This window comes from Methylobacterium sp. CCH7-A2 (genome assembly GCF_001557075.1).
Lineage (GTDB): Bacteria > Pseudomonadota > Alphaproteobacteria > Rhizobiales > Beijerinckiaceae > Allobosea > Allobosea massiliensis.
On the sequence record NZ_LSKN01000008.1, the window covers coordinates 40,539 to 58,339 of the forward strand.

Here is a 17,801-nt window from a genome sequence, read left to right on the forward strand (position 1 = left end):
CTTACTCGCGGATGATCGGGTTGACCGCGATCACCATGCCCTGACCACTCACTGCCAGGTTGTAGCTGCGCGAGAGGGCGGCCTTGAGCTGAGGCTCCGCGACGGCGATCTTGGCCTTGATGTCGGCGGAGGCGCCGCTATCCGCCTTCCGCCGCAGCACGATGTCGCCGGTCTTGATCGACAGGATCTGGTAGCGGGCCCAGTTCTCGCGCGAGATGTTTTTGCGCCAATGGCTGCAGTCGCGTTTGAAGGCCCGGTCGGTGAAGAGGGTCTGCGCTTCCTGATAGGTGATGCTGCGATCGACGACATTGGTCAGCTTGTATTCGAAATGATCGCTGAAGTTGCCGCCGAGGCCGAGATTGACGAAGATGTTCTTGATGCCGCTGACGGCGCCGCTGGCCTCGAGCTTGAAGCTGAGATCGAGGTCCGACTGCCTGGCATCGACCGGCAGCACGGCGTAGCGCTCCAGATTGACCTCGCAGAGACGCTCCAGATTGACGGGACGGGACCGGTCCTCCGTCGCCTGCTCGCGGGCGAAATAGAGCGAGCCGACATTGATGCCGGCGCGCGCGGGCCGAAGTTCACGCCCTCCGATGTCCGGGGAGACAGAGCCCGGCGGCGAGGTCGCACAACCGGCCGCCAGAAGTCCGCATGCGATCGAGAGAAAATGCCTGGTCATGGTCGCCCCCGCCTGAGAATGGCAGAGACGATAATGCTACCTTAGGTTGTGTCAATTCCGATCTTCTCTCAAAGCGGAAGGCAGGCGCTCTCCAGCCATGCCTTCGCCTCGCCCTCGACCAGACCCGCGAGCTTGTTCCAGACCTGAGCGTGATAGGCGTCGATCCAGGCGATCTCGCCTTCGTCCAGCAAGGCGCGGTCGATCAGCGCGCGCTCATACGGGCACCAGGTGATGGTCTCGAAGCCGTAGATGGTGCGCTCGCCGCCCGGAATGATCCGCTCCTCGACGACGATCAGGTTCTCGATGCGGATGCCGTAATGGCCTTCCTTGTAGTAGCCGGGCTCGTTGGAGAGGATCATGCCGGGCTCCAGCGGCGTGGTGCCGAGCTTGGAGATGCGCTGCGGCCCCTCATGCACCGAGAGATAGCTGCCGACGCCATGGCCGGTGCCGTGGTCGAAATCGAACCCCGCCTGCCAGAGCGGCAGCCGCGCCAGCGCATCGAGCTGGGCGCCCGAGGTGCCCTTGACGAAAACTGCGCGCGAAATGGCGATGTGGCCCTTGAGCACGCGGGTGTAGCGGTCCCGCATCTCGGCGCTCGGCTCGCCGATCGCTATGGTGCGCGTAATGTCGGTGGTGCCGTCCTCGTACTGGCCGCCGGAATCGACCAGCAGGATGCCGGGCTCGATCGCCCGGTTGCTTGCCTCCGTGACGCGGTAATGCGGCAGGGCCGCATTAGGGCCGGCGCCGGCGATGGTGGTGAAGGAGACGTCCTTGAGCAGCCCGGTCTTCAGCCGCTCGGCCTCGAGTGCCGCGACCGCGTCGATCTCGGTCAGCCCACCCTTGGGCGCCTCGCGCGCCAGCCAGGAGAGGAAGCGCACCATCGCCGCGCCGTCACGCAGATGGGCGACACGGGCGCCGGCGAGTTCGGCGTTGTTCTTGCGCGCCTTCATCAGGGCGATCGGGTCCGTGCCCGCATCGGGCGTGCCGCCGGCGTCGCGGATCAGGGTCGCGAGCGCTGAAGCGGCGGTCGTCGCGTCGAGCCTCACCTTTGCTCCGGCCGCGCCCAGCGCCTTGAGCTGTGTCGTCAGGGCGCTCGGCGGCGCGATCTCGCCGACGGCGCCGATCGCGTCTCCGGCCTCGTTGGTGATCTTCTCCGGCGCGAGGAAAACGGTGGGACGGCCCTCGCGCGGCACGATGGCGTAGCCGAGGGGCAGCGGCGTGTGCTCGACATCGCCGCCGCGGATGTTGAAGGTCCAGGCCAGCGCGTGCGGGTCCGAGACGACGAGCGCATCGACCTTCGCCTTGGTCAGCGCCTCCTGGATGCGGCCGAGCTTGCCGGCTGCGTCCTCTCCCGCGAAGTCGCCGCGATGGGCCTTCACGGGCGCGGCGGGGGGCACCGGCCTGTGGCGCCAGATCGCATCGACCGGGTTCTGCGCCACCGCCACGAGCGTGCCGCCGGCGGCCGCCGCCGCCTTGTCCAGCTTGGCGACGCCGTCGACCGTGTGCAGCCAGGGATCGTAGCCCAGCCGCCCGCCGGCCGGCAGGTTTGCCTCGATCCAGCGGTCGAGCGGCATCTCTTCCATCCGCGTCGGCGTGACGATGGCAGTGTCGGTCTGCTCCTGGGACTGGATGGTGTAGCGGCCATCGACGATCAGCGCGGCCCGGTCGGCGAGGATAACGGCGTTGCCGGCGGAGCCGGTGAAGCCGGTCAGCCAGGCGAGGCGGGCCATATGGGCGGGGACATATTCGCCCTGATGCTCGTCGGCGCGCGGCACGATGAAGCCGGCGAGCCCCTGTCTCGCGAGTTCCTGCCGCAGCGCGGCGATGCGCGGCGCCACCTGGGACGGGTCGGTCGGCTCGGAGAAGCTCTGGAAGCGGCAGGTCGGCAGGGCAGGCGATTCGGGCATCGGCGGGGTCCGGTTGGCAATGGCGCCATCGTCGCGGCTGCCGGCGGCGATGGCGAGTCGAAATGGCGTTGGGCGCCCTGTCGTGCCCCTTGAAACCGCCGCCTGAAAAACAGGCGTCTGCCCCTTCGCTATGCGGAATCGTGACAGGTTAACGAAATCCTGTCCCGCCCATGCGTCAAATGCATATCTCGCATCTGCGAAGTCCTCTTTTCGCAAGTGCGAAGACGTACCACTTTGGTCGCATAAGAGAACGAGGAAGCGACCGGGACTGTCCTTCGTTTCGATTGAGGAGATGGATCCCCATGACCTATGTGCTGAACGATACCGCCGTCCTGCCCGCCACCGAGGTCACCAAGACCGCGAAGGCCGCGGAAGGTCCAGGCTTCTGGCCGCGTCTCTACGCCGCGCTGATCGAAAGCCGCCGCCGCTCGGCGCTTCGCGAACTGCGTGCCCACAGCTTCCGCATCAACGAGTCCGGCATGCTGCTCGGCGGCATTCCGACGACGACGCTGGCGACCGACGAAGCGCTGCCGTTCAACCGCTGAGCCTTGCCTTTCGTCCGGCGCATGACGCGCCGGAGCCTCCCATTCCGCGCCGCCTTGCGGCGCCCGCCAAGGACGAAAACCATGATCGCCATCATCAAGCATGTCTACGAGAGCATCGTCGACGCCGTGAAGTTCACCTCCGCCGTCTGGCACGACGCCCGCTCGATGCAGGCCGAGGCGGAAGCCAAGTACGGCCATATCGGCTTCTGATCCGCGATCCTTTGCGATGCTGGCCGCCTGACGCGACGTTCTGCGCTTCCGGTGCTCACGGACGATATGTCCGCTCCGCTCCGGTTCTCGAACGCCGCGCCATTCGGCTCAGCCTGGCGAAGGATCACGCCGCCCCTTGCGGAGGCGCCTGAATAGCTTTCCGGATTATCGAAGGTGGCGTGGCCTCGGGGCTGCGCCGCCTTTTTTCATGACCAGCGTCGCCCAGCCCTCGCGCAGCGACCGGCGGGCGAGATAAAGCCCCTGGTGCCGGTAGGTCGAGACGATGCCGGCGACATCCATCTCGAGCAGGCCAGACAGGATCACCGTGCCGTCATCCGACAGCACGCGCGCGAGCGACGGAGCGAGCTTCTTGAGCGGGCCGGCCAGAATATTGGCGAAGACCAGGTCGAAATGGCGCGGCCGGTTCGCCTTGGCGTGGCGCAGGCCCGGCGCGACATAGAGATCGAGGGCATGCGGCGCGTGGTTGACGCGGGCATTGTGCGCCGCGACCTCGACCGCGATGGCGTCGATATCGCCGGCGACGACCTTGCGCTTGGTCTGCTTGGCGAGCGCGAGCGCGAGAATGCCGGTGCCGGTGCCGACATCGATCGCGTTTCGCGGGCGGCGGCGCTTCAACTCGGCATCAAGGGCGAGCAGGCAGCCGGCCGTGGTGCCGTGATGGCCGGTGCCGAAGGCGAGCGCCGCAGGGATCTCGATGCCGACATCGTTGATCCGCACCGCGTCGCGGTCATGATCGCCATGGACGAGGACGCGGCCGGCGCGGACGGGCTTCAGCCCGTCCAGGCTGGCGGCGACCCAGTCCTGCTGGTTCACCGTCTCGAAGGGCGTCGCGTCGATGGTGGCGCCGACGATCGGCCGCAGCAGATCGCGCACGGCCGCCTCATCGGGATGCGTCGCGAAATAGATCTCGACCTTCCAGGGCGCATTGAGCGACAGCGTGGTGACGCCGGTCTCGATCTCGAAGGCCGAGATCGCCGTTTCGGTGGGGTCGAAGACCTCGCCGAGCAGCTCGGTCAGCGCGCGCGCCTTCTCGCCGCTGGTCGAGAGTTCGAGGACGGTCGCGACCGTGGAGGGGAGGAGGCCTTCGCGCATGGCGGCGGGATAGCAGGCGTGGACGCAGTTGTCATGCGCGTCCCGAAGGCCTCCTGTGCCTTCAGTGGTCGCGCGCGGCAAGGGCGCTGAACAGGGTCTGCGTCTGCCCGTTACGCTCCGCGAAGCGCAGAGGCTTGCAGCGCTCGACGATGATCTCGCCATCCGCCGGCGCGGCTTCGAGAAGCGCCATCACCTCGGCGGTGAAATCGGCCAGCGGCATGGCGTCGGGGTCGGTCGCCTGCTGCGGACCGAGCAACTCGGTCTGGACGTAAGGCGGCGCGATCTCGACGACCTCGACCGAGGTGTCCTTAAGCTGATGGCGCAGTGCCATCGACCAGGAATGGATTGCGGCCTTGGTGGCGGAATACGTCGGGGTCGCGGCGAGCGGCACGAAGGCGAGGCCCGAGGAGACGGTGACGACGGTGGCGCGTGGCTGTGCCAGCAAATGCGGCAGCAGTGCCGCCGTCAGCTGGATCGGGCCGAGCAGATTGGTCGCGATCGTCTCCTCGGCGATGGCGAGGTCGATCTGCGTTTCCGGCCGCATGATGCCGGCATTGTTGACGATGACGTTCAGCGCGGGGAAGCGCGTGACGGCCTCACGGGCGAAGGCTGCGATGTCGGCCTTGTCCTGAATGTCGAGCACCATCGATGCCATGCCGGGATTGGCCTGGGTGACGTCGTCGAGCACGCGCTCGCGGCGGCCGGCGATGACGACGCTGTTGCCTTTCGCATGCAGTGCTTCGGCCAGGGCGCGGCCGATGCCGCTGCCGCCGCCGGTGATGAGGATGGAGTTTCCGGTGATGTTCATCGCAAGGCCCTTTCTCGGTTGCGTCCGACACAGCTAGGGCCGATGCTCTCTAATCGAAAGAAGGCACCTGAAAGTACCATAGGCACCCAAAGGAAAGCGTCGCATGCAGATGATCCGCGAAGCCGTGGAGGCGATGCGCGAGCAGGGCCGGCTGATCCATCCGGAGGTCAGTCCGCAGGTCGAGGCGCTGGTGCGGGACGTGATCGGTCAGGTCGCCGATAAATGGACCATGCTGATCCTGGAGGCGCTGGAGGAGCATGGCACACTGCGCTTCCGCCAGCTCGGCCGCATCGTTGGCGGCATCAGCCAGAAGATGCTGACCAAGACGCTGCGGCAGATGGAATGCGACGGGCTAATCACCCGCAAGGTCCACCCGGTGATCCCGCCGCATGTCGACTACACGATGACGGAGATCGGCCGTGAACTGACGGCGGCCTTCTGCGGCGTCTGGGTCTGGGCGGAGACCTATCACGCTCAGGTCGAGGCGGCGCGGGCGGCGTTTCGGGCGAGGGAGGGGTGAAGGACAGAGAAGCCGTCGTCCTCGGCCGCGCCTCACCCCGCCTTCTGAACAAAGCTGTCCAGCACCATCTTCCGCCCGGCCTTATCGAAATCCACCGTCAGCTTGTTGCCGTCGACGGAGGCCACCGAGCCGGGGCCGAATTTGACGTGGAAGACGCGTGCGCCGGTGTCGAAGGCCGATGTTCCCGAGGATTTGGCGGTGAGTTCGCCCTCGATCAGGAGCGGGCCGCGCTGGCGGCCATTACCGAAGCCGTTGCCGCCGAAGCCGCTGCCGTTCTCCGAGAAGCCTGAGCCGCCGCCGCGGGCCTTGTTCTCCTGGGCACGCTGCCAGCCGGGCGTGTTGTAGGAGGAGCCGAAGCTCTCCATCCGGTCGAAGCGCGAAGCACCATAGCCGCCCTGGCTGTAATTGGTCGCCGCCTGCACGACCTCGACATGCTCCTCAGGCAGCTCGTCGATGAAGCGCGAGGGCAGGCTCGACTGCCAGAGGCCGTGGATGCGGCGGTTCGAGGCGAAGTACAGCTTCAGCCGCTTGCGCGCCCGCGTCAGGCCGACATGGGCGAGCCGGCGCTCTTCTTCCAGCCCGGCGCGGCCGCTCTCGTCCAGCGCGCGTTGGTTGGGGAAGAGCCCTTCCTCCCAGCCGGGCAGGAAGACGGTGTCGAATTCGAGCCCCTTGGCGCCGTGGAGCGTCATGATCGAGACGCGTTCGGCGCTGTCGCCGCTGTCGGCGTCCATCACCAGCGAGACATGTTCGAGGAAGGCCGGCAGGTCGGGGAACTCGTCGAGCGAGCGCACCAGCTCCTTCAGGTTCTCGAGCCGGCCTGCGGCGTCGGCCGAGCGGTCCTTCTGCCACATCTCGGTGTAGCCGCTCTCCTCCAGCACGAGTTCGGCAAGTTCGCCCTGGGGCATGTGCTCGGCGCGCTGCGACCAGCGGCCGAAGGCCTCGACCAGTTCGCGCAAGCTCGTGCGGGCCTTGGGCTTGAGCTCGTCGCTCTCGACGATGGCGCGGGCCGACTGCAACAGGGAGAACCCGGTGGCGCGGGCGTGGTTGTGCAGGATCTGGATGGTGGCGTCGCCCAGGCCGCGCTTGGGCACGTTGACGATGCGCTCGAAGGCGAGATCGTCGGTGGGCGAGACGACGCAGCGCAGATAGGCCATGGCGTCGCGGATCTCGGCGCGCTCATAGAAGCGAGGGCCACCGATGACGCGATAGGGCACGCCGGTCTGGACGAAGCGCTCCTCCAGCTCGCGCATCTGGGCGGAGATGCGCACCAGCACGGCGATCTCGGCGAGGTTCTCGCCTTTCAGCTGCATCGCCTCGATCTCGTCGGTGATCAGCCGCGCCTCTTCCTGGCTGTCCCAGGCGCCGGTGATGGTGACCTTCTCGCCGAGTTCGTCCTCGGTGCGCAGCGTCTTGCCCAGCCGGCTCTCATTGCGGGCGATCAGCTTCGCGGCGGTGGCGAGGATATGGCCGGTCGAGCGGTAGTTGCGCTCGAGCCGGATCACGGTGGCGCCTGGAAAATCGTGCTCGAAGCGCAGGATGTTGTCGACCTCGGCGCCACGCCAGCCATAGATCGACTGGTCGTCGTCGCCGACGCAGGCGATGTTGCGCCGCCCCTGGGCCAGCAGCCTCAGCCAGAGATACTGCGCCGTGTTGGTGTCCTGATACTCGTCGACGAGGATGTAGCGGAAGCGCTCGTGATAGGTTGCGAGCACGTCGGCATGTTCGCGGAACAGCGTCAGGCAGTGGAGCAGCAGATCGCCGAAATCGACCGCGTTCAGCGTCTTCAGCCGGTCCTGATAGGCGGCGTAGAGCGTGCCGCCCTTGCCGTTGGCGAAGACGGCCGCCTCGCCCGGCGCGACATCCTTCGGAGCCAGCCCGCGGTTCTTCCAGCTGTCGATGAATCCGGACAGCATGCGCGCCGGCCAGCGCTTCTCGTCGATCCCCTCGGCCTGGATCACCTGCTTCATCAGGCGGATCTGGTCGTCGGTGTCGAGGATGGTGAAATCGCTGCGCAGATCGAGCAGTTCGGCGTGGCGGCGCAGGATCCTGGCCGAGATCGAGTGGAAGGTGCCCAGCCAGGGCATGCCCTCGGCGACCGCACCGACGAGATGCCCGATGCGCTCCTTCATCTCGCGCGCGGCCTTGTTGGTGAAGGTCACCGAGAGGATCTGCGAGGGAAAGGCGCGGTTGGTCGCGATCAGATGGGCGATGCGGGTGGTGAGCACGCGGGTCTTGCCGGTGCCGGCACCGGCCAGCACCAACACGGGGCCGTCGGTGGCCTCGACCGCCTGGCGCTGCTCCGGGTTCAGCCCGCTGAGATAGCCGGCCGCGGGCGCGGCCTGCGCGCGCGCGGCGAGGCCGCCGGGGCGGGGCAGGGGGGCGGAGGTGATGCTGTGGTCTGACAAGATCGGCGCTGCTCGTGCGTGATTCGTTCACGGTCAATATAGGGGCAGGCCGGCGCGATTGCGCCCTCGTGCCGCGACATTCGGCCGTCGTGCCTCGGCTTGGCGCAGGAGCCTGCCTGCGGCATCGTCAGCGTCAGCTCAAACGAGGATCCCATGAGCCGTCCCGAGACCACCCTGCTGCGCCTCGCCGCGCTTGTCCTTTTCGCCACTCCGCTGGCAGCCGGCGCCCAGACGCGCCCCGTCCCCGATCCGCTGGCCGATTGCGAGCGCTTCGCTCTGGCCGAGTCGAAGCGCGACGGCGGCACGCTGAAATCGGTGCGGATCGAGCGCGGCGACAGCCTGATCGAGAACCGCTTCGACAAAACAATCGGCGGGCAGCAGGTCGCGACCGAATACATCGCCTTCGCCGCCGTCGAGGATGCGGGCGGCAAGCGCCGCGCCCGGGTGGTCTGCCTGCATGCGGGTATCCCCGCCAACCGCGCCGTCTACTGGGTCGAAATCCCGCAATAGGGCGCGGCATGGGCCGCGCCCTGCTGGGCTGTCACGCGGCGGGCTCGAAGTTCATCGCGACGCCGTTGATGCAGTAACGCAAGCCCGTCGGCGGTGGGCCGTCCGGAAAGACATGGCCGAGATGGCCGCCGCAATTGGCGCAATGGACCTCGGTGCGGATCATGCCGAACTTGCGATCCTCCGTCGTTCCGACGGCGCCCTCCAGCGGCTCGTTGAAGCTCGGCCAGCCGGTGCCGCTCTCGAATTTTGTGAGGTTGCGGAAGAGCGGCTGGTCGCAGCCGGCGCAGGAGAAGGTGCCGGGGCGCTTCTCATAGTTCAGCGCGCAGGAGCCGGGGCGCTCCGTGCCGTGGCCGCGCAGCACATGGTACTGCTCGGGCGTCAGCTTGGCGCGCCACTCGTCGTCGGACAGTTCGTAGGGGAAGTGCTCCCGGGGCGCCTGGCTGCCGCCGAACATGCTCATCAGTCCCATTCCCGCTCTCCCTTTCGCGCGTTTCGGTCTCATCCGTTCGCGCAGGATATGGGGAGCGGGAGCCCGGTTGTCAGCAGCGCCGGTCGCCCGGCAGGGTCACGATGGCGTTGACGGCTCAGGCGTTGTCGCCGGCGATCGCGGCGATGACCGCGTCCGTGACAGCCCGCGTCGTCGCCTTGCCGCCGAGATCGGGCGTGTGGAAGGCCGGGTCGGCCGTCACGCGCTCGATCGCCCGCATCAACCGGGCCGAAGCGGCGGCCTCGCCGAGATGATCGAGCATCATCGTCGCCGTCCAGAAGGTGCCGATCGGGTTGGCGATGCCCTTGCCCGCGATGTCGAAGGCCGAGCCGTGGATCGGCTCGAACATCGAGGGGAAAGCGCGTTCGGGGTTGAGATTGGCCGTCGGCGCGATGCCGAGCGATCCGGCCAGCGCGGCGGCGAGGTCCGACAGGATGTCGGCATGGAGATTGGTCGCGACGATGGTGTCGAGGCTGCTGGGCTTGATCACCATGCGCATGGTCATGGCGTCGACCAGCATCTTGTCCCAGGCGACATCCGGAAACTCGGTCGCGACCTCGGCGGCGATCTCGTCCCACATCACCATGGCATGGCGCTGGGCGTTCGACTTGGTGACGACGGTGAGCAGCTTGCGCGGCCGCGACTGCGCCAGCCTGAAGGCGTAGCGGATGATGCGGGCGACGCCGTGGCGCGTCATCATCGAGACGTCGGTGGCGACCTCCTCGGGGAAGCCCTTGTGAACGCGGCCGCCGACGCCGGCATATTCGCCTTCCGAGTTCTCGCGCACGATCACCCAGTCGAGCTCCGGGCCGGAGACATGGCGCAGCGGCGAGGTGATGCCGGGCAGGACCCGCGTCGGGCGGACATTGGCGTATTGGTCGAAGGGCTGGCAGATCGCCAGCCGCAGGCCCCAGAGCGTGACATGGTCGGGCACGTCCGGCGCGCCGACCGCGCCGAAGAAGATCGCGTCATGGTCCTTGATCTGCTCGCGCCCGTCGGCCGGCATCATCAGCCCGGTGCGCTTGTAGTAGTCCGACCCCCAGTCGAAATGGTCGAAGGCGAAGCCGAACGAGCCGTCGCGCCGCGCCAGGGCTTCCAGCACCTCGATGCCGGCGGCGATGACTTCGACGCCGATGCCGTCCCCCGGGATGGCTGCGATGCGGTGGGTCTTCATGACGCGTCTCTCCTCGAACCTGTCGTCCCGACCGTCTTTGCGGTCGCCGCTGCTGCAAGTCAAGAATGCATTGCAGCTTCCATGGAAGCTGATAAGCTTCGATCAGGCAGGAGAGGTCGATGAAGCTCGGGGACGTGCAGGAGCGGGGCGAGGTCGCGAGCGAGCGCGGCGCCAGTCTCGTCGACAGCGCCTATGCGGCGTTGAAGCACGCGATCCGCGAAAGCGTGTTTCCGCCGGGCTACCAGGCCTCGGCCGGCGAGCTGGCGTTGCGGCTCGGCATGAGCCGTACGCCCGTACACGAGGCTTCGCTGCGCCTGCAGGAGGAGGGGCTCGTCCGCATCCTGCCGAAGCGCGGGATCCTGATCTGCGCGCTCGCCCCCCATGACATCGCCGAAATCTACGAGGTGCTGATCGCGATCGAAGCCGGGGCGGCGGCGCGGGCAGCCGCGCTGCCCGAGGCGGAGCGAACGGCGCTCGCCGACGAACTCGATCAGGCGACGGCCGCGATGGGCCAGGCGTTGGCTGTGGGCGATCTGCCGGGCTGGGGCCGCGCCGACGAAGCCTTTCACCGGCTGCTGGTGGAGCGCTGCGGCAATGGCCGCTTCGCGCGGATCATCCAGACGGTCAACGACCAGTCGCACCGCGCCCGCATGCTGACCCTGCGTTTGCGGCCGCGCCTGCTGGTCTCTGAGGCCGAGCATCGCGATACCAGCGAGGCGATCCGCCTGGGGCTGCCGGATGCCGCCCATGAGGCGGCGCGGCGGCACCGCATCCGGGCCCGCGACGAATTGCTGCCGCTGATCGAGAGCGTGGGCCTTCGGCACATGTGAGCCGTCGGCCCGTCCCAACCATCCCAGACCGCGGTCAACGCGGCATCAACTCACGGAGGACAACAATGCGTCGCCTGATCCTGGCCCTCGGGGCCGCTTTCGCCATGGCCGCGGCACCCGCGGCTGCGCAGACCTATCCCGCAAAGTCGATCACGATGATCGTGCCCTTTGCCGCGGGCGGGCCGACCGACGTCATCGCGCGGATCGTCTCCGACCATATGAGCCGCACGCTCGGGCAGTCGATCGTGGTCGAGAACGTCGCCGGGGCGGGCGGTACGACCGGCTCGCTGCGCGTCGCCCGCGCGACGCCGGACGGCTACACGATCATGATGGGCAATCTCGGCACGCATTCGGCCTCGGTCGGGCTCTATCCCAATCTCGCCTATGACCCGCGCACCGACTTCGCCCCAGTCATCAACACGGCGGGAACGCCGATGCTGATTTCGGCCCACAAGGACTTCCCGGCCAACACGCTGCAGGAGTTCATCGCCCTGCTGAAGGCCAATCCGTCCAAGTACAATTACGGTCATGGCGGCATCGGCTCGACTTCGCATCTGACCTGCGTGTTCTTCCACCACCTGATCAAGGCGCCGGTGCAGCAGGTGCCGTTCCGCGGCTCCGGCCCGGCGATGAACGCGCTGCTCGCCAAGCAACTCGACTATGTCTGCGACCAGACGGTCGGCATCGTGCCGCAACTCACCAACCTCAAGACCTATGTCGTGGCGACGCCCAACCGCCTCGACGTCGCCAAGGATGTGCCGACCAGCGCCGAGGGCGGTCTGCCCGAGTTCCAGGCGGTGGGCTGGAACGCGATCTTCGCGCCGAAGGACACGCCGAAGGAGATCGTCGATCGCCTGAATGCCGCCGGCCGTGCGGCGCTGGCCGATCCGGGCGTGCGGGCGCGGCTGCTGGAACTGGGCTGCATCATCCCCGACGATGCCGGCCAGAGCTCGGCGGCGCTGGGCGCCCATGTCCGCGCCGAGGTCGACAAATGGACGCCGGTGATCAAGGCGGCCGGCGTCACGGCGCCGTGATCCCGGCGGCTCGGTCGCGTCACCCAAGCGTCATGCGACTCCACTAGTCGGCTCGCCATCGAGGGATGGCGAGCGAGGGCCCCGTGACGGATCAGGCGACGCGGACGGTGCGTGCGGTGCGGCGCACGACCAGCAAGGGGCTCACCACGGCGGTCCATCGCAGCAAGGCTCTGTCGAAGGCGGGGCTGCTCGAGCGGATGTTCACCCTGGCCTTCTCCGGTCTGGTCTATCCGCAGATCTGGGAGGATCCGGTCGTCGACATGGAGGCGCTGGCGCTGAAGCCCGACGACCATGTCGTCGCCATCGCGTCGGGGTCCTGCAATGTGCTGTCCTATCTGACGGCGGACCCGGCGAAGATCAGCGCGATCGATCTCAACGGCGCCCATATCGCGCTCGGCAAGCTCAAGCTCGCGGCGCTGGCGCGGATGACGCGGCACGACACGTTCCTGCGCTTCTTCGGCCAGGCACAGTCGCGCGACAACATCGCCTTCTACGACCGCGAGATCGCGCCGCATCTCGACGCGACCTCGCGAGCCTATTGGGAGGGCCGAGGGCTGGACGGGCGCCGCCGCATCGGGATGTTCGCCGGCAACGTCTACCGCTTCGGCCTGCTCGGCCGCTTCATCGGGGCCGGGCATCTGCTCGGACGAGCGCTGGGCTGCGATCCGCGCAAGATGCTGGAGGCACGCGACCTCGCCGAGCAGCGGGCGCTGTTCGAGCGCCATCTGGCGCCGGTCTTCGACAAGCCCCTCGTGCGCTGGTTGATCCGCCAGCCGGCCTCGCTCTACGGCCTCGGCATCCCACCGGCCCAGTACAAGGCGCTCGCCGCCGACGGAGCCGACGGCATCCGCGGCGCCCTTTACGACCGTCTCGAGCGGCTGGCCTGCGGCTTCGACCTGAAAGCCAATTACTTCGCGAGGCAGGCCTTCGGGCGGGGCTACGAACCGGCGGAGGACGCGGCGCTGCCGCCCTATCTGCAGCGGGCGCATTTCGAAAAGGTCCGTGCCAGGGCGGCACGCGTCTCCTATCATCAGAGAGCGATTACGGCTTTCCTCGCGGAGCAGCCGGCCGAGAGCTGTGACGCCTATGTCCTGCTCGACGCGCAGGATTGGATGAACGACGCCGATCTGACCGCGCTGTGGACCCAGATCACCCGCACATCCCGGCCCAGCGCGCGCGTCATCTTCCGCACGGCCGCCGATGAGCGCCTGCTGCCGGGACGCGTGCCCGCCGAAATCCTCGAGCAATGGCGCTACGAGGAGGACAAGAGCCGGGCGCTGAATGCCCGCGACCGCTCGGCGATCTATGGCGGCTTCCACCTCTATGTTCGGCCGGAGGCCGTGGCGTGAGCAGCCTCGCCGCCGGACAGGGTGCTGCCGGGCTGATGGACGCGATCTATCGCCGGCAGCGGCACATCTACGACGCCAGCCGGAAGTTCTACCTGCTGGGCCGTGACCGGCTGATCGACGAGCTCGCACCGCCGGAGGGGGGCTGCGTGCTGGAGATCGGCTGTGGCACAGGCCGCAACCTGATCCGGATCGCGCGGCGCTATCCCGGACGCGCCTGCTTCGGTGTCGACGTTTCCTCGGTGATGCTGGAGACGGCGCGGCGCTCGGTGGGGCGGGCCGGCCTGTCGGACCGGATCGCGCTCGCCCAGGCCGACGCCACGGATTTCGACCCGCAGGCGCTGTTCGGGCGGGCGGGCTTCGACCGCATCGTGATCTCCTACGCGCTGTCGATGATCCCACCCTGGCAGGGCGTGGTCGAGGAGGCGCTGCGGCGTCTCGCGCCGGGCGGCGAACTGCACATCGTCGATTTTGGTGACCAGCGCGAGCTGCCGCGCCCGTTCAGCGCGGTGCTGAACCGCTGGCTCGCCCTCTTTCACGTCACGCCGCGGCGGGATATGGCGGCGGTGCTGGTGACCAGCGCCGCGGGCGCCGACGTGACGCTGCAGGCGCGTTCGCTCTATCGCGGCTACGCCGCGCTCGCCGTGCTGCGTCGGCAGCGCTGAGGCGTGTCAGCCGACCTGGACCCCTTTCCAGAAGGCGATACGGCCGCGGATCTCGGCGGCGGCCGGCTTGGGGTCGGGGTAGTACCAGGCGGCGTCCCGGTTCTCCTTCCCGTCCACGACGATCGAATGGTAGCTGGCGGTGCCCTTCCAGCCGCAGGTGCTGGTCGTCTCGCTCGGCTTGAAGAAGTCCGGACGGATCGAGAAGTCGGGGAAATAGTGGTTGCCCTCGATGACGATGGTGTCGTTGGATTCGGCGATGACCGCACCGTTCCAGATCGCTTTGACCATGGCGTTCGCTCCCGTGACGTTCTTGTCGTTGCCGACAAATTAGAACGATGTCTCGCCTCGCGCCAATCACGGCTGCGCTGGACGCCCTGACGGGCGCGTGATAGCGCCGCGCGATGAGCTCGATGCCTCCCTGCGACGCGCCTGACGCTCCCGGCAGCCTGCGTGATCGCCTCCGACAGCTCTATCACGGGCGATCGCCGGCCTCGCTGCGGTTCCAGTTGGCGACGACGGTCATCGACATCGTCATCATCGCCTTCTTCATCGCGACGCCGCTGATCCGGGATCGGCCCGCTTTTCTCTGGATCGACTACACGGTTGCCGCGATCCTGGCGGCGGAGATCGTGACGCGGATGCTCGCGGCCTCGAACATTCCGCGACTGCTGCGCCAGCCGACGATGCTTCTCGATCTCGTCATCCTCGCGACGCTGCTCGTGCCGAGCATGCTCGAGAATCTCGGCTTCCTTCGGATTCTGCGGCTATGGACGCTGTCGCAGCGCGGCGTGATCTGGCAGCAATGGCGGCGCACCCGCTTCCGCGACCGAGAGGATGCGGCGCGGGCGGTGATCAATCTGACGACCTTCCTTTTCGTCGTCACCGGCTTCATCTACAGCTTCTTCTTCACCGGACGGCCGGGGATCGAGGGCTATGTCGATGCCTTCTACTTCACCGTCACCACCATGACGACGACCGGCTTCGGCGACATCACGCTACCGGGCACCGCCGGCAAGCTGACCTCGATCGCGGTCATGATCGTCGGCATCTCGCTGTTCGTGCGGCTGGCTCAGGCGATCTTCCGGCCTGCCAAGGTGAGCTATCCCTGCCCGCGCTGCGGTCTGCAGCGCCATGAGCCTGACGCGGTGCATTGCAAGGCTTGCGGCCAGATCCTCTGCATTCCGGATCCCAACTGAGCGCTGACCCTTCCAGGCTCAGTGCCGCGTCTCGGGCTCACGCTCCGGAACGATCGTGCCATCGACGCTGATCGCGCTGCGCTGGGGCATGCCGATGATGCGCCCGATCGTCGCCGGCAGCGGCATCATACTGTGGGCGGCCTTCATCAGCGCGATGTTGGCGAGGATGTCGGCGGGGAAGGGGCAGACCTTGCGGCTCGTGAGGTCGACATGCAGCGAGAGATTCTCGCTGGTGGCGGCGAGCCAGCCCTCGGTCGCGTGCCGCATTTCCAGATAGTAGTGCAGGCGCTTGTCGTCGAAGGCGATGAGCTGGGCGGTCACACGCACCTGGTCGCTCTCGGTCAGCTCGCGCTTGTAGAGGATGTGGCACTCGGCGGTGAAGGTCGAGGCGTGGCGGCTGTCGACATAATCGCGGGTGAGGCCGACGAGCGAGAACACCTCATCCACCGCGCGGTCGAAGAGCACATGATAATAGGCCATGTTGAGATGGCCGTTATAATCGATCCACTGCGGCTCCACCCGCATGGCCGAGGAGACGAAAGGCGCGAAGAACAGCGCCGGAGCGCGGATATCGTGTTTCATGGCCGCCTCCCGTCCTCCCGTAGCGCTGGGTTCAGTGGTCTTCGTCACACGGCGTGTGCATGGTCGCCGCACCGCCATCGCAACACGGAAGCGGCCCGTTGCCTGCCGATCCGGTCTATCCTACTGCGTAGTCTAGTCGCCGGCCCCCAGCCGGGGGGACGCCGCGGATGGCCGGCCTCGTAACCCGCTGCGATGCCGACTTGTTTTGAGTTTAAACTCCAGATCCGGATGTTGACAATGGATGTGCCTGCCGTCGCCCTGCATGAGACCTCCGCATCCGCCGCGGCTCTGCCGCCGTCTCCCGCCGCCGTCGCGGCCGTGACGCAGGCGCTGGCGGCCTCCTTCGGCAACCGGCTGATTACCAGTCTCGCCGTGCGCCAGCAGCACGGCCACACCCTGACCTGGATCCCCAACCAGCCGCCGGATGCGGTGGTCTATCCCCACAGCACGCAGGAGGTCTCGGAGATCGTGACGCTCTGCGCCCGGCATGGCGTACCGGTCATCGCCTTCGGCACGGGCACCTCTCTGGAGGGCCATGTGAACGCGCCCTATGGCGGCGTTTGCGTCGATCTCAGCCAGATGAAGCGGATCGTCGCAGTGAATGCGGAGGATCTCGACTGCGTCGTCGAGGCCGGCGTCACGCGCAAGGAGCTCAACGAGCATCTGCGCGACATGGGGCTGATGTTCCCGATCGACCCGGGTGCCGACGCCTCGCTCGGCGGCATGGCGGCGACGCGCGCCTCCGGCACCAACGCCGTGCGCTACGGCACGATGAAGGACAATGTGCTGGCGCTGACCGCGGTGATGGCGGACGGTTCGGTCGTCAAGACATCGACGCGCGCCCGGAAGACCTCTGCCGGCTATGACCTGACGCGTCTGCTGGTCGGCTCGGAAGGCACGCTCGGCATCATCACCGAGGTCACGCTGAAGCTGCACGGCATTCCGGAGGCGATCGCGGCGGGCGTCTGTCCGTTCCCCTCGATCAAGGCGGCCTGCGACACGGCCATCATGACGATCCAGACCGGCATCCCGGTGGCGCGGATCGAGCTGCTCGACGAGGTGATGATCAAGGGCTTCAACCTGCATTCCAAGCTCGGCCTGCCGGAGACTCCGATGCTCTTCGTCGAGTTCCACGGCACCGAGGCCTGGGTGAAGGAGCAGTCGGAGCGCTTCGGCGAGATCGCAGCGGAGTTCGGCGGCGGCCCCTTCGACTGGGCGACCAAGGCCGAGGATCGGACCCGGCTGTGGGAAGCCCGCCACAACGGCTACTGGGCCGGCCGCGCCCTGCGGCCGGGTGCCGACACGCTGGCGACCGATGTCTGCGTGCCGATCTCGCAGCTTGCCGACTGCGTCGAGGAGACCAAGCGCGACATCGAGGCGACCGGGCTGATCGCGCCGATCGCAGGCCATGTCGGTGACGGCAATTTCCACACGCAGCCGCTGCTCGATCTCGCCGATCCCGATGAGGTGGCGCGCGTCCAGGGCTTCCTGGACCGCCTGGTCAAGCGGGCGCTCGCCATGGGCGGCACCTGCACGGGCGAGCACGGCGTCGGCCAGAAGAAGATCAAATATCTCGAAGCCGAGCACGGCGCGCCCGCGCTGGCGGTCATGCGCACGCTGAAGCGCGCGCTCGATCCGCAGAACATCCTCAACCCTGGCAAGATCGTGGTTCTCTGAGTTCCGTGATGGAGCGGGACAGCAGCAAACGCCCGAGTTCTGTCGAATTGTCGTGATCTCGCCGCGACTTGCCGGCATGATGGGGACGATGTTCACGACGAGGATCGTGCCGC

General features: G+C 67.5%; 19 protein-coding genes. 10 read left to right on the forward strand and 9 right to left on the reverse strand.

Annotated features, from left to right (window positions below):
- Window position 1 precedes the first annotated feature (1 nt).
- On the reverse strand, window positions 2-679 hold the full coding sequence (locus tag AX750_RS00365; RefSeq protein ID WP_066734460.1) for a hypothetical protein: 678 nt from the start codon (window positions 677-679) through the stop codon (window positions 2-4).
- A 68-nt stretch (window positions 680-747) separates the two neighbouring features.
- Entirely contained in the window at window positions 748-2,586 is a 1,839-nt protein-coding gene (locus tag AX750_RS00370; protein ID WP_066734458.1) for an aminopeptidase P family protein, read from the reverse strand.
- A 302-nt stretch (window positions 2,587-2,888) separates the two neighbouring features.
- Between AX750_RS00370 and AX750_RS00375 the strand changes: the two genes are divergently transcribed.
- Both AX750_RS00375 and AX750_RS27040 read left to right on the forward strand, forming a co-directional pair.
- Window positions 2,889-3,131, forward strand: a complete 243-nt coding sequence (locus tag AX750_RS00375) for a hypothetical protein (protein ID WP_066734456.1) — start codon at window positions 2,889-2,891, stop codon at window positions 3,129-3,131.
- A gap of 81 nt (window positions 3,132-3,212) precedes the next feature.
- On the forward strand, window positions 3,213-3,341 hold the full coding sequence (locus AX750_RS27040; RefSeq protein WP_280939880.1) for a hypothetical protein: 129 nt from the start codon (window positions 3,213-3,215) through the stop codon (window positions 3,339-3,341).
- 165 nt (window positions 3,342-3,506) lie between these two features.
- On the opposite strand, the gene AX750_RS00380 is transcribed toward AX750_RS27040, so the two are convergent.
- The gene (locus tag AX750_RS00380) at window positions 3,507-4,454 is read right to left on the reverse strand and encodes a 50S ribosomal protein L11 methyltransferase (RefSeq protein ID WP_066734454.1); all 948 of its coding nucleotides are present in this window, start codon (window positions 4,452-4,454) and stop codon (window positions 3,507-3,509) included.
- A 61-nt stretch (window positions 4,455-4,515) separates the two neighbouring features.
- Window positions 4,516-5,262, reverse strand: a complete 747-nt coding sequence (locus tag AX750_RS00385) for an SDR family oxidoreductase (RefSeq protein WP_066734452.1) — start codon at window positions 5,260-5,262, stop codon at window positions 4,516-4,518.
- A gap of 133 nt (window positions 5,263-5,395) precedes the next feature.
- Here AX750_RS00385 and AX750_RS00390 point away from each other — a divergent pair, with 133 nt between their 5' ends.
- Window positions 5,396-5,782: a helix-turn-helix domain-containing protein gene (locus AX750_RS00390; RefSeq protein WP_156450035.1), complete on the forward strand. Its 387-nt coding sequence runs from the start codon at window positions 5,396-5,398 to the stop codon at window positions 5,780-5,782.
- 32 nt (window positions 5,783-5,814) lie between these two features.
- On the opposite strand, the gene AX750_RS00395 is transcribed toward AX750_RS00390, so the two are convergent.
- Window positions 5,815-8,187 carry a UvrD-helicase domain-containing protein gene (locus AX750_RS00395; protein ID WP_245282264.1) on the reverse strand — a complete coding sequence of 791 codons (2,373 nt, stop codon included), beginning with the start codon at window positions 8,185-8,187 and terminating at the stop codon, window positions 5,815-5,817.
- Window positions 8,188-8,340: 153 nt separating this feature from the next.
- On the opposite strand from AX750_RS00395, the gene AX750_RS00400 reads away from it, so the two are divergent.
- Entirely contained in the window at window positions 8,341-8,697 is a 357-nt protein-coding gene (locus AX750_RS00400) for a hypothetical protein (protein WP_066734442.1), read from the forward strand.
- 31 nt (window positions 8,698-8,728) lie between these two features.
- On the opposite strand, the gene msrB is transcribed toward AX750_RS00400, so the two are convergent.
- Window positions 8,729-9,157 (reverse strand): peptide-methionine (R)-S-oxide reductase MsrB, encoded by a 429-nt coding sequence (gene msrB / locus AX750_RS00405; RefSeq protein ID WP_245282267.1) that lies wholly within the window; start codon window positions 9,155-9,157, stop codon window positions 8,729-8,731.
- A gap of 124 nt (window positions 9,158-9,281) precedes the next feature.
- The gene (locus AX750_RS00410; protein ID WP_066734435.1) at window positions 9,282-10,358 is read right to left on the reverse strand and encodes a tartrate dehydrogenase; all 1,077 of its coding nucleotides are present in this window, start codon (window positions 10,356-10,358) and stop codon (window positions 9,282-9,284) included.
- Between the two features lie 119 nt (window positions 10,359-10,477).
- Between AX750_RS00410 and AX750_RS00415 the strand changes: the two genes are divergently transcribed.
- The 4 genes from AX750_RS00415 (at window position 10,478) to AX750_RS00430 (ending at window position 14,233) form a co-directional block, all read left to right on the forward strand.
- Window positions 10,478-11,188: a GntR family transcriptional regulator gene (locus tag AX750_RS00415; protein ID WP_066734432.1), complete on the forward strand. Its 711-nt coding sequence runs from the start codon at window positions 10,478-10,480 to the stop codon at window positions 11,186-11,188.
- 65 nt (window positions 11,189-11,253) lie between these two features.
- The gene (locus AX750_RS00420; protein ID WP_066734429.1) at window positions 11,254-12,222 is read left to right on the forward strand and encodes a tripartite tricarboxylate transporter substrate-binding protein; all 969 of its coding nucleotides are present in this window, start codon (window positions 11,254-11,256) and stop codon (window positions 12,220-12,222) included.
- Between the two features lie 83 nt (window positions 12,223-12,305).
- The gene (locus AX750_RS00425) at window positions 12,306-13,571 is read left to right on the forward strand and encodes a DUF3419 family protein (protein WP_245282265.1); all 1,266 of its coding nucleotides are present in this window, start codon (window positions 12,306-12,308) and stop codon (window positions 13,569-13,571) included.
- A 35-nt stretch (window positions 13,572-13,606) separates the two neighbouring features.
- Complete coding sequence (locus tag AX750_RS00430) at window positions 13,607-14,233, forward strand: class I SAM-dependent methyltransferase (RefSeq protein ID WP_066734474.1); 627 nt, start codon at window positions 13,607-13,609, stop codon at window positions 14,231-14,233.
- 6 nt (window positions 14,234-14,239) lie between these two features.
- Here AX750_RS00430 and AX750_RS00435 read toward each other — a convergent pair whose 3' ends face one another.
- Window positions 14,240-14,521 (reverse strand): DUF427 domain-containing protein, encoded by a 282-nt coding sequence (locus tag AX750_RS00435; RefSeq protein ID WP_066734426.1) that lies wholly within the window; start codon window positions 14,519-14,521, stop codon window positions 14,240-14,242.
- A 113-nt stretch (window positions 14,522-14,634) separates the two neighbouring features.
- On the opposite strand from AX750_RS00435, the gene AX750_RS00440 reads away from it, so the two are divergent.
- A complete protein-coding gene (locus tag AX750_RS00440; protein WP_066734416.1) occupies window positions 14,635-15,429 on the forward strand; it encodes an ion transporter in 795 nt (264 codons plus the stop codon).
- 18 nt (window positions 15,430-15,447) lie between these two features.
- Here the strand turns inward: AX750_RS00440 and AX750_RS00445 are convergent, their stop codons facing one another.
- On the reverse strand, window positions 15,448-16,011 hold the full coding sequence (locus AX750_RS00445; RefSeq protein WP_066734409.1) for a thioesterase family protein: 564 nt from the start codon (window positions 16,009-16,011) through the stop codon (window positions 15,448-15,450).
- Between the two features lie 237 nt (window positions 16,012-16,248).
- Here AX750_RS00445 and AX750_RS00450 point away from each other — a divergent pair, with 237 nt between their 5' ends.
- A complete protein-coding gene (locus AX750_RS00450; RefSeq protein ID WP_066734407.1) occupies window positions 16,249-17,688 on the forward strand; it encodes an FAD-linked oxidase C-terminal domain-containing protein in 1,440 nt (479 codons plus the stop codon).
- Window positions 17,689-17,801 lie beyond the last annotated feature (113 nt).

Bases quoted from the DNA above. Each gene is read 5' to 3' on its own strand.
- AX750_RS00420 (WP_066734429.1), top strand. From the start codon at position 11,254: ATGCGTCGCCTGATCCTGGCCCTCGGGGCCGCTTTCGCCATGGCCGCG.
- AX750_RS00440 (WP_066734416.1), top strand. From the start codon at position 14,635: ATGAGCTCGATGCCTCCCTGCGACGCGCCTGACGCTCCCGGCAGCCTG.
- AX750_RS00430 (WP_066734474.1), top strand. From the start codon at position 13,607: ATGGACGCGATCTATCGCCGGCAGCGGCACATCTACGACGCCAGCCGG.
- AX750_RS00415 (WP_066734432.1), top strand. From the start codon at position 10,478: ATGAAGCTCGGGGACGTGCAGGAGCGGGGCGAGGTCGCGAGCGAGCGC.
- AX750_RS00370 (WP_066734458.1), bottom strand. From the start codon at position 2,586: ATGCCCGAATCGCCTGCCCTGCCGACCTGCCGCTTCCAGAGCTTCTCC.
- AX750_RS00390 (WP_156450035.1), top strand. From the start codon at position 5,396: ATGCGCGAGCAGGGCCGGCTGATCCATCCGGAGGTCAGTCCGCAGGTC.
- AX750_RS00380 (WP_066734454.1), bottom strand. From the start codon at position 4,454: ATGCGCGAAGGCCTCCTCCCCTCCACGGTCGCGACCGTCCTCGAACTC.
- AX750_RS00410 (WP_066734435.1), bottom strand. From the start codon at position 10,358: ATGAAGACCCACCGCATCGCAGCCATCCCGGGGGACGGCATCGGCGTC.
- AX750_RS00375 (WP_066734456.1), top strand. From the start codon at position 2,889: ATGACCTATGTGCTGAACGATACCGCCGTCCTGCCCGCCACCGAGGTC.
- AX750_RS00435 (WP_066734426.1), bottom strand. From the start codon at position 14,521: ATGGTCAAAGCGATCTGGAACGGTGCGGTCATCGCCGAATCCAACGAC.
- msrB (WP_245282267.1), bottom strand. From the start codon at position 9,157: ATGAGCATGTTCGGCGGCAGCCAGGCGCCCCGGGAGCACTTCCCCTAC.
- AX750_RS00385 (WP_066734452.1), bottom strand. From the start codon at position 5,262: ATGAACATCACCGGAAACTCCATCCTCATCACCGGCGGCGGCAGCGGC.
- AX750_RS00400 (WP_066734442.1), top strand. From the start codon at position 8,341: ATGAGCCGTCCCGAGACCACCCTGCTGCGCCTCGCCGCGCTTGTCCTT.
- AX750_RS00365 (WP_066734460.1), bottom strand. From the start codon at position 679: ATGACCAGGCATTTTCTCTCGATCGCATGCGGACTTCTGGCGGCCGGT.
- AX750_RS00445 (WP_066734409.1), bottom strand. From the start codon at position 16,011: ATGAAACACGATATCCGCGCTCCGGCGCTGTTCTTCGCGCCTTTCGTC.
- AX750_RS00450 (WP_066734407.1), top strand. From the start codon at position 16,249: ATGGATGTGCCTGCCGTCGCCCTGCATGAGACCTCCGCATCCGCCGCG.
- AX750_RS27040 (WP_280939880.1), top strand. From the start codon at position 3,213: ATGATCGCCATCATCAAGCATGTCTACGAGAGCATCGTCGACGCCGTG.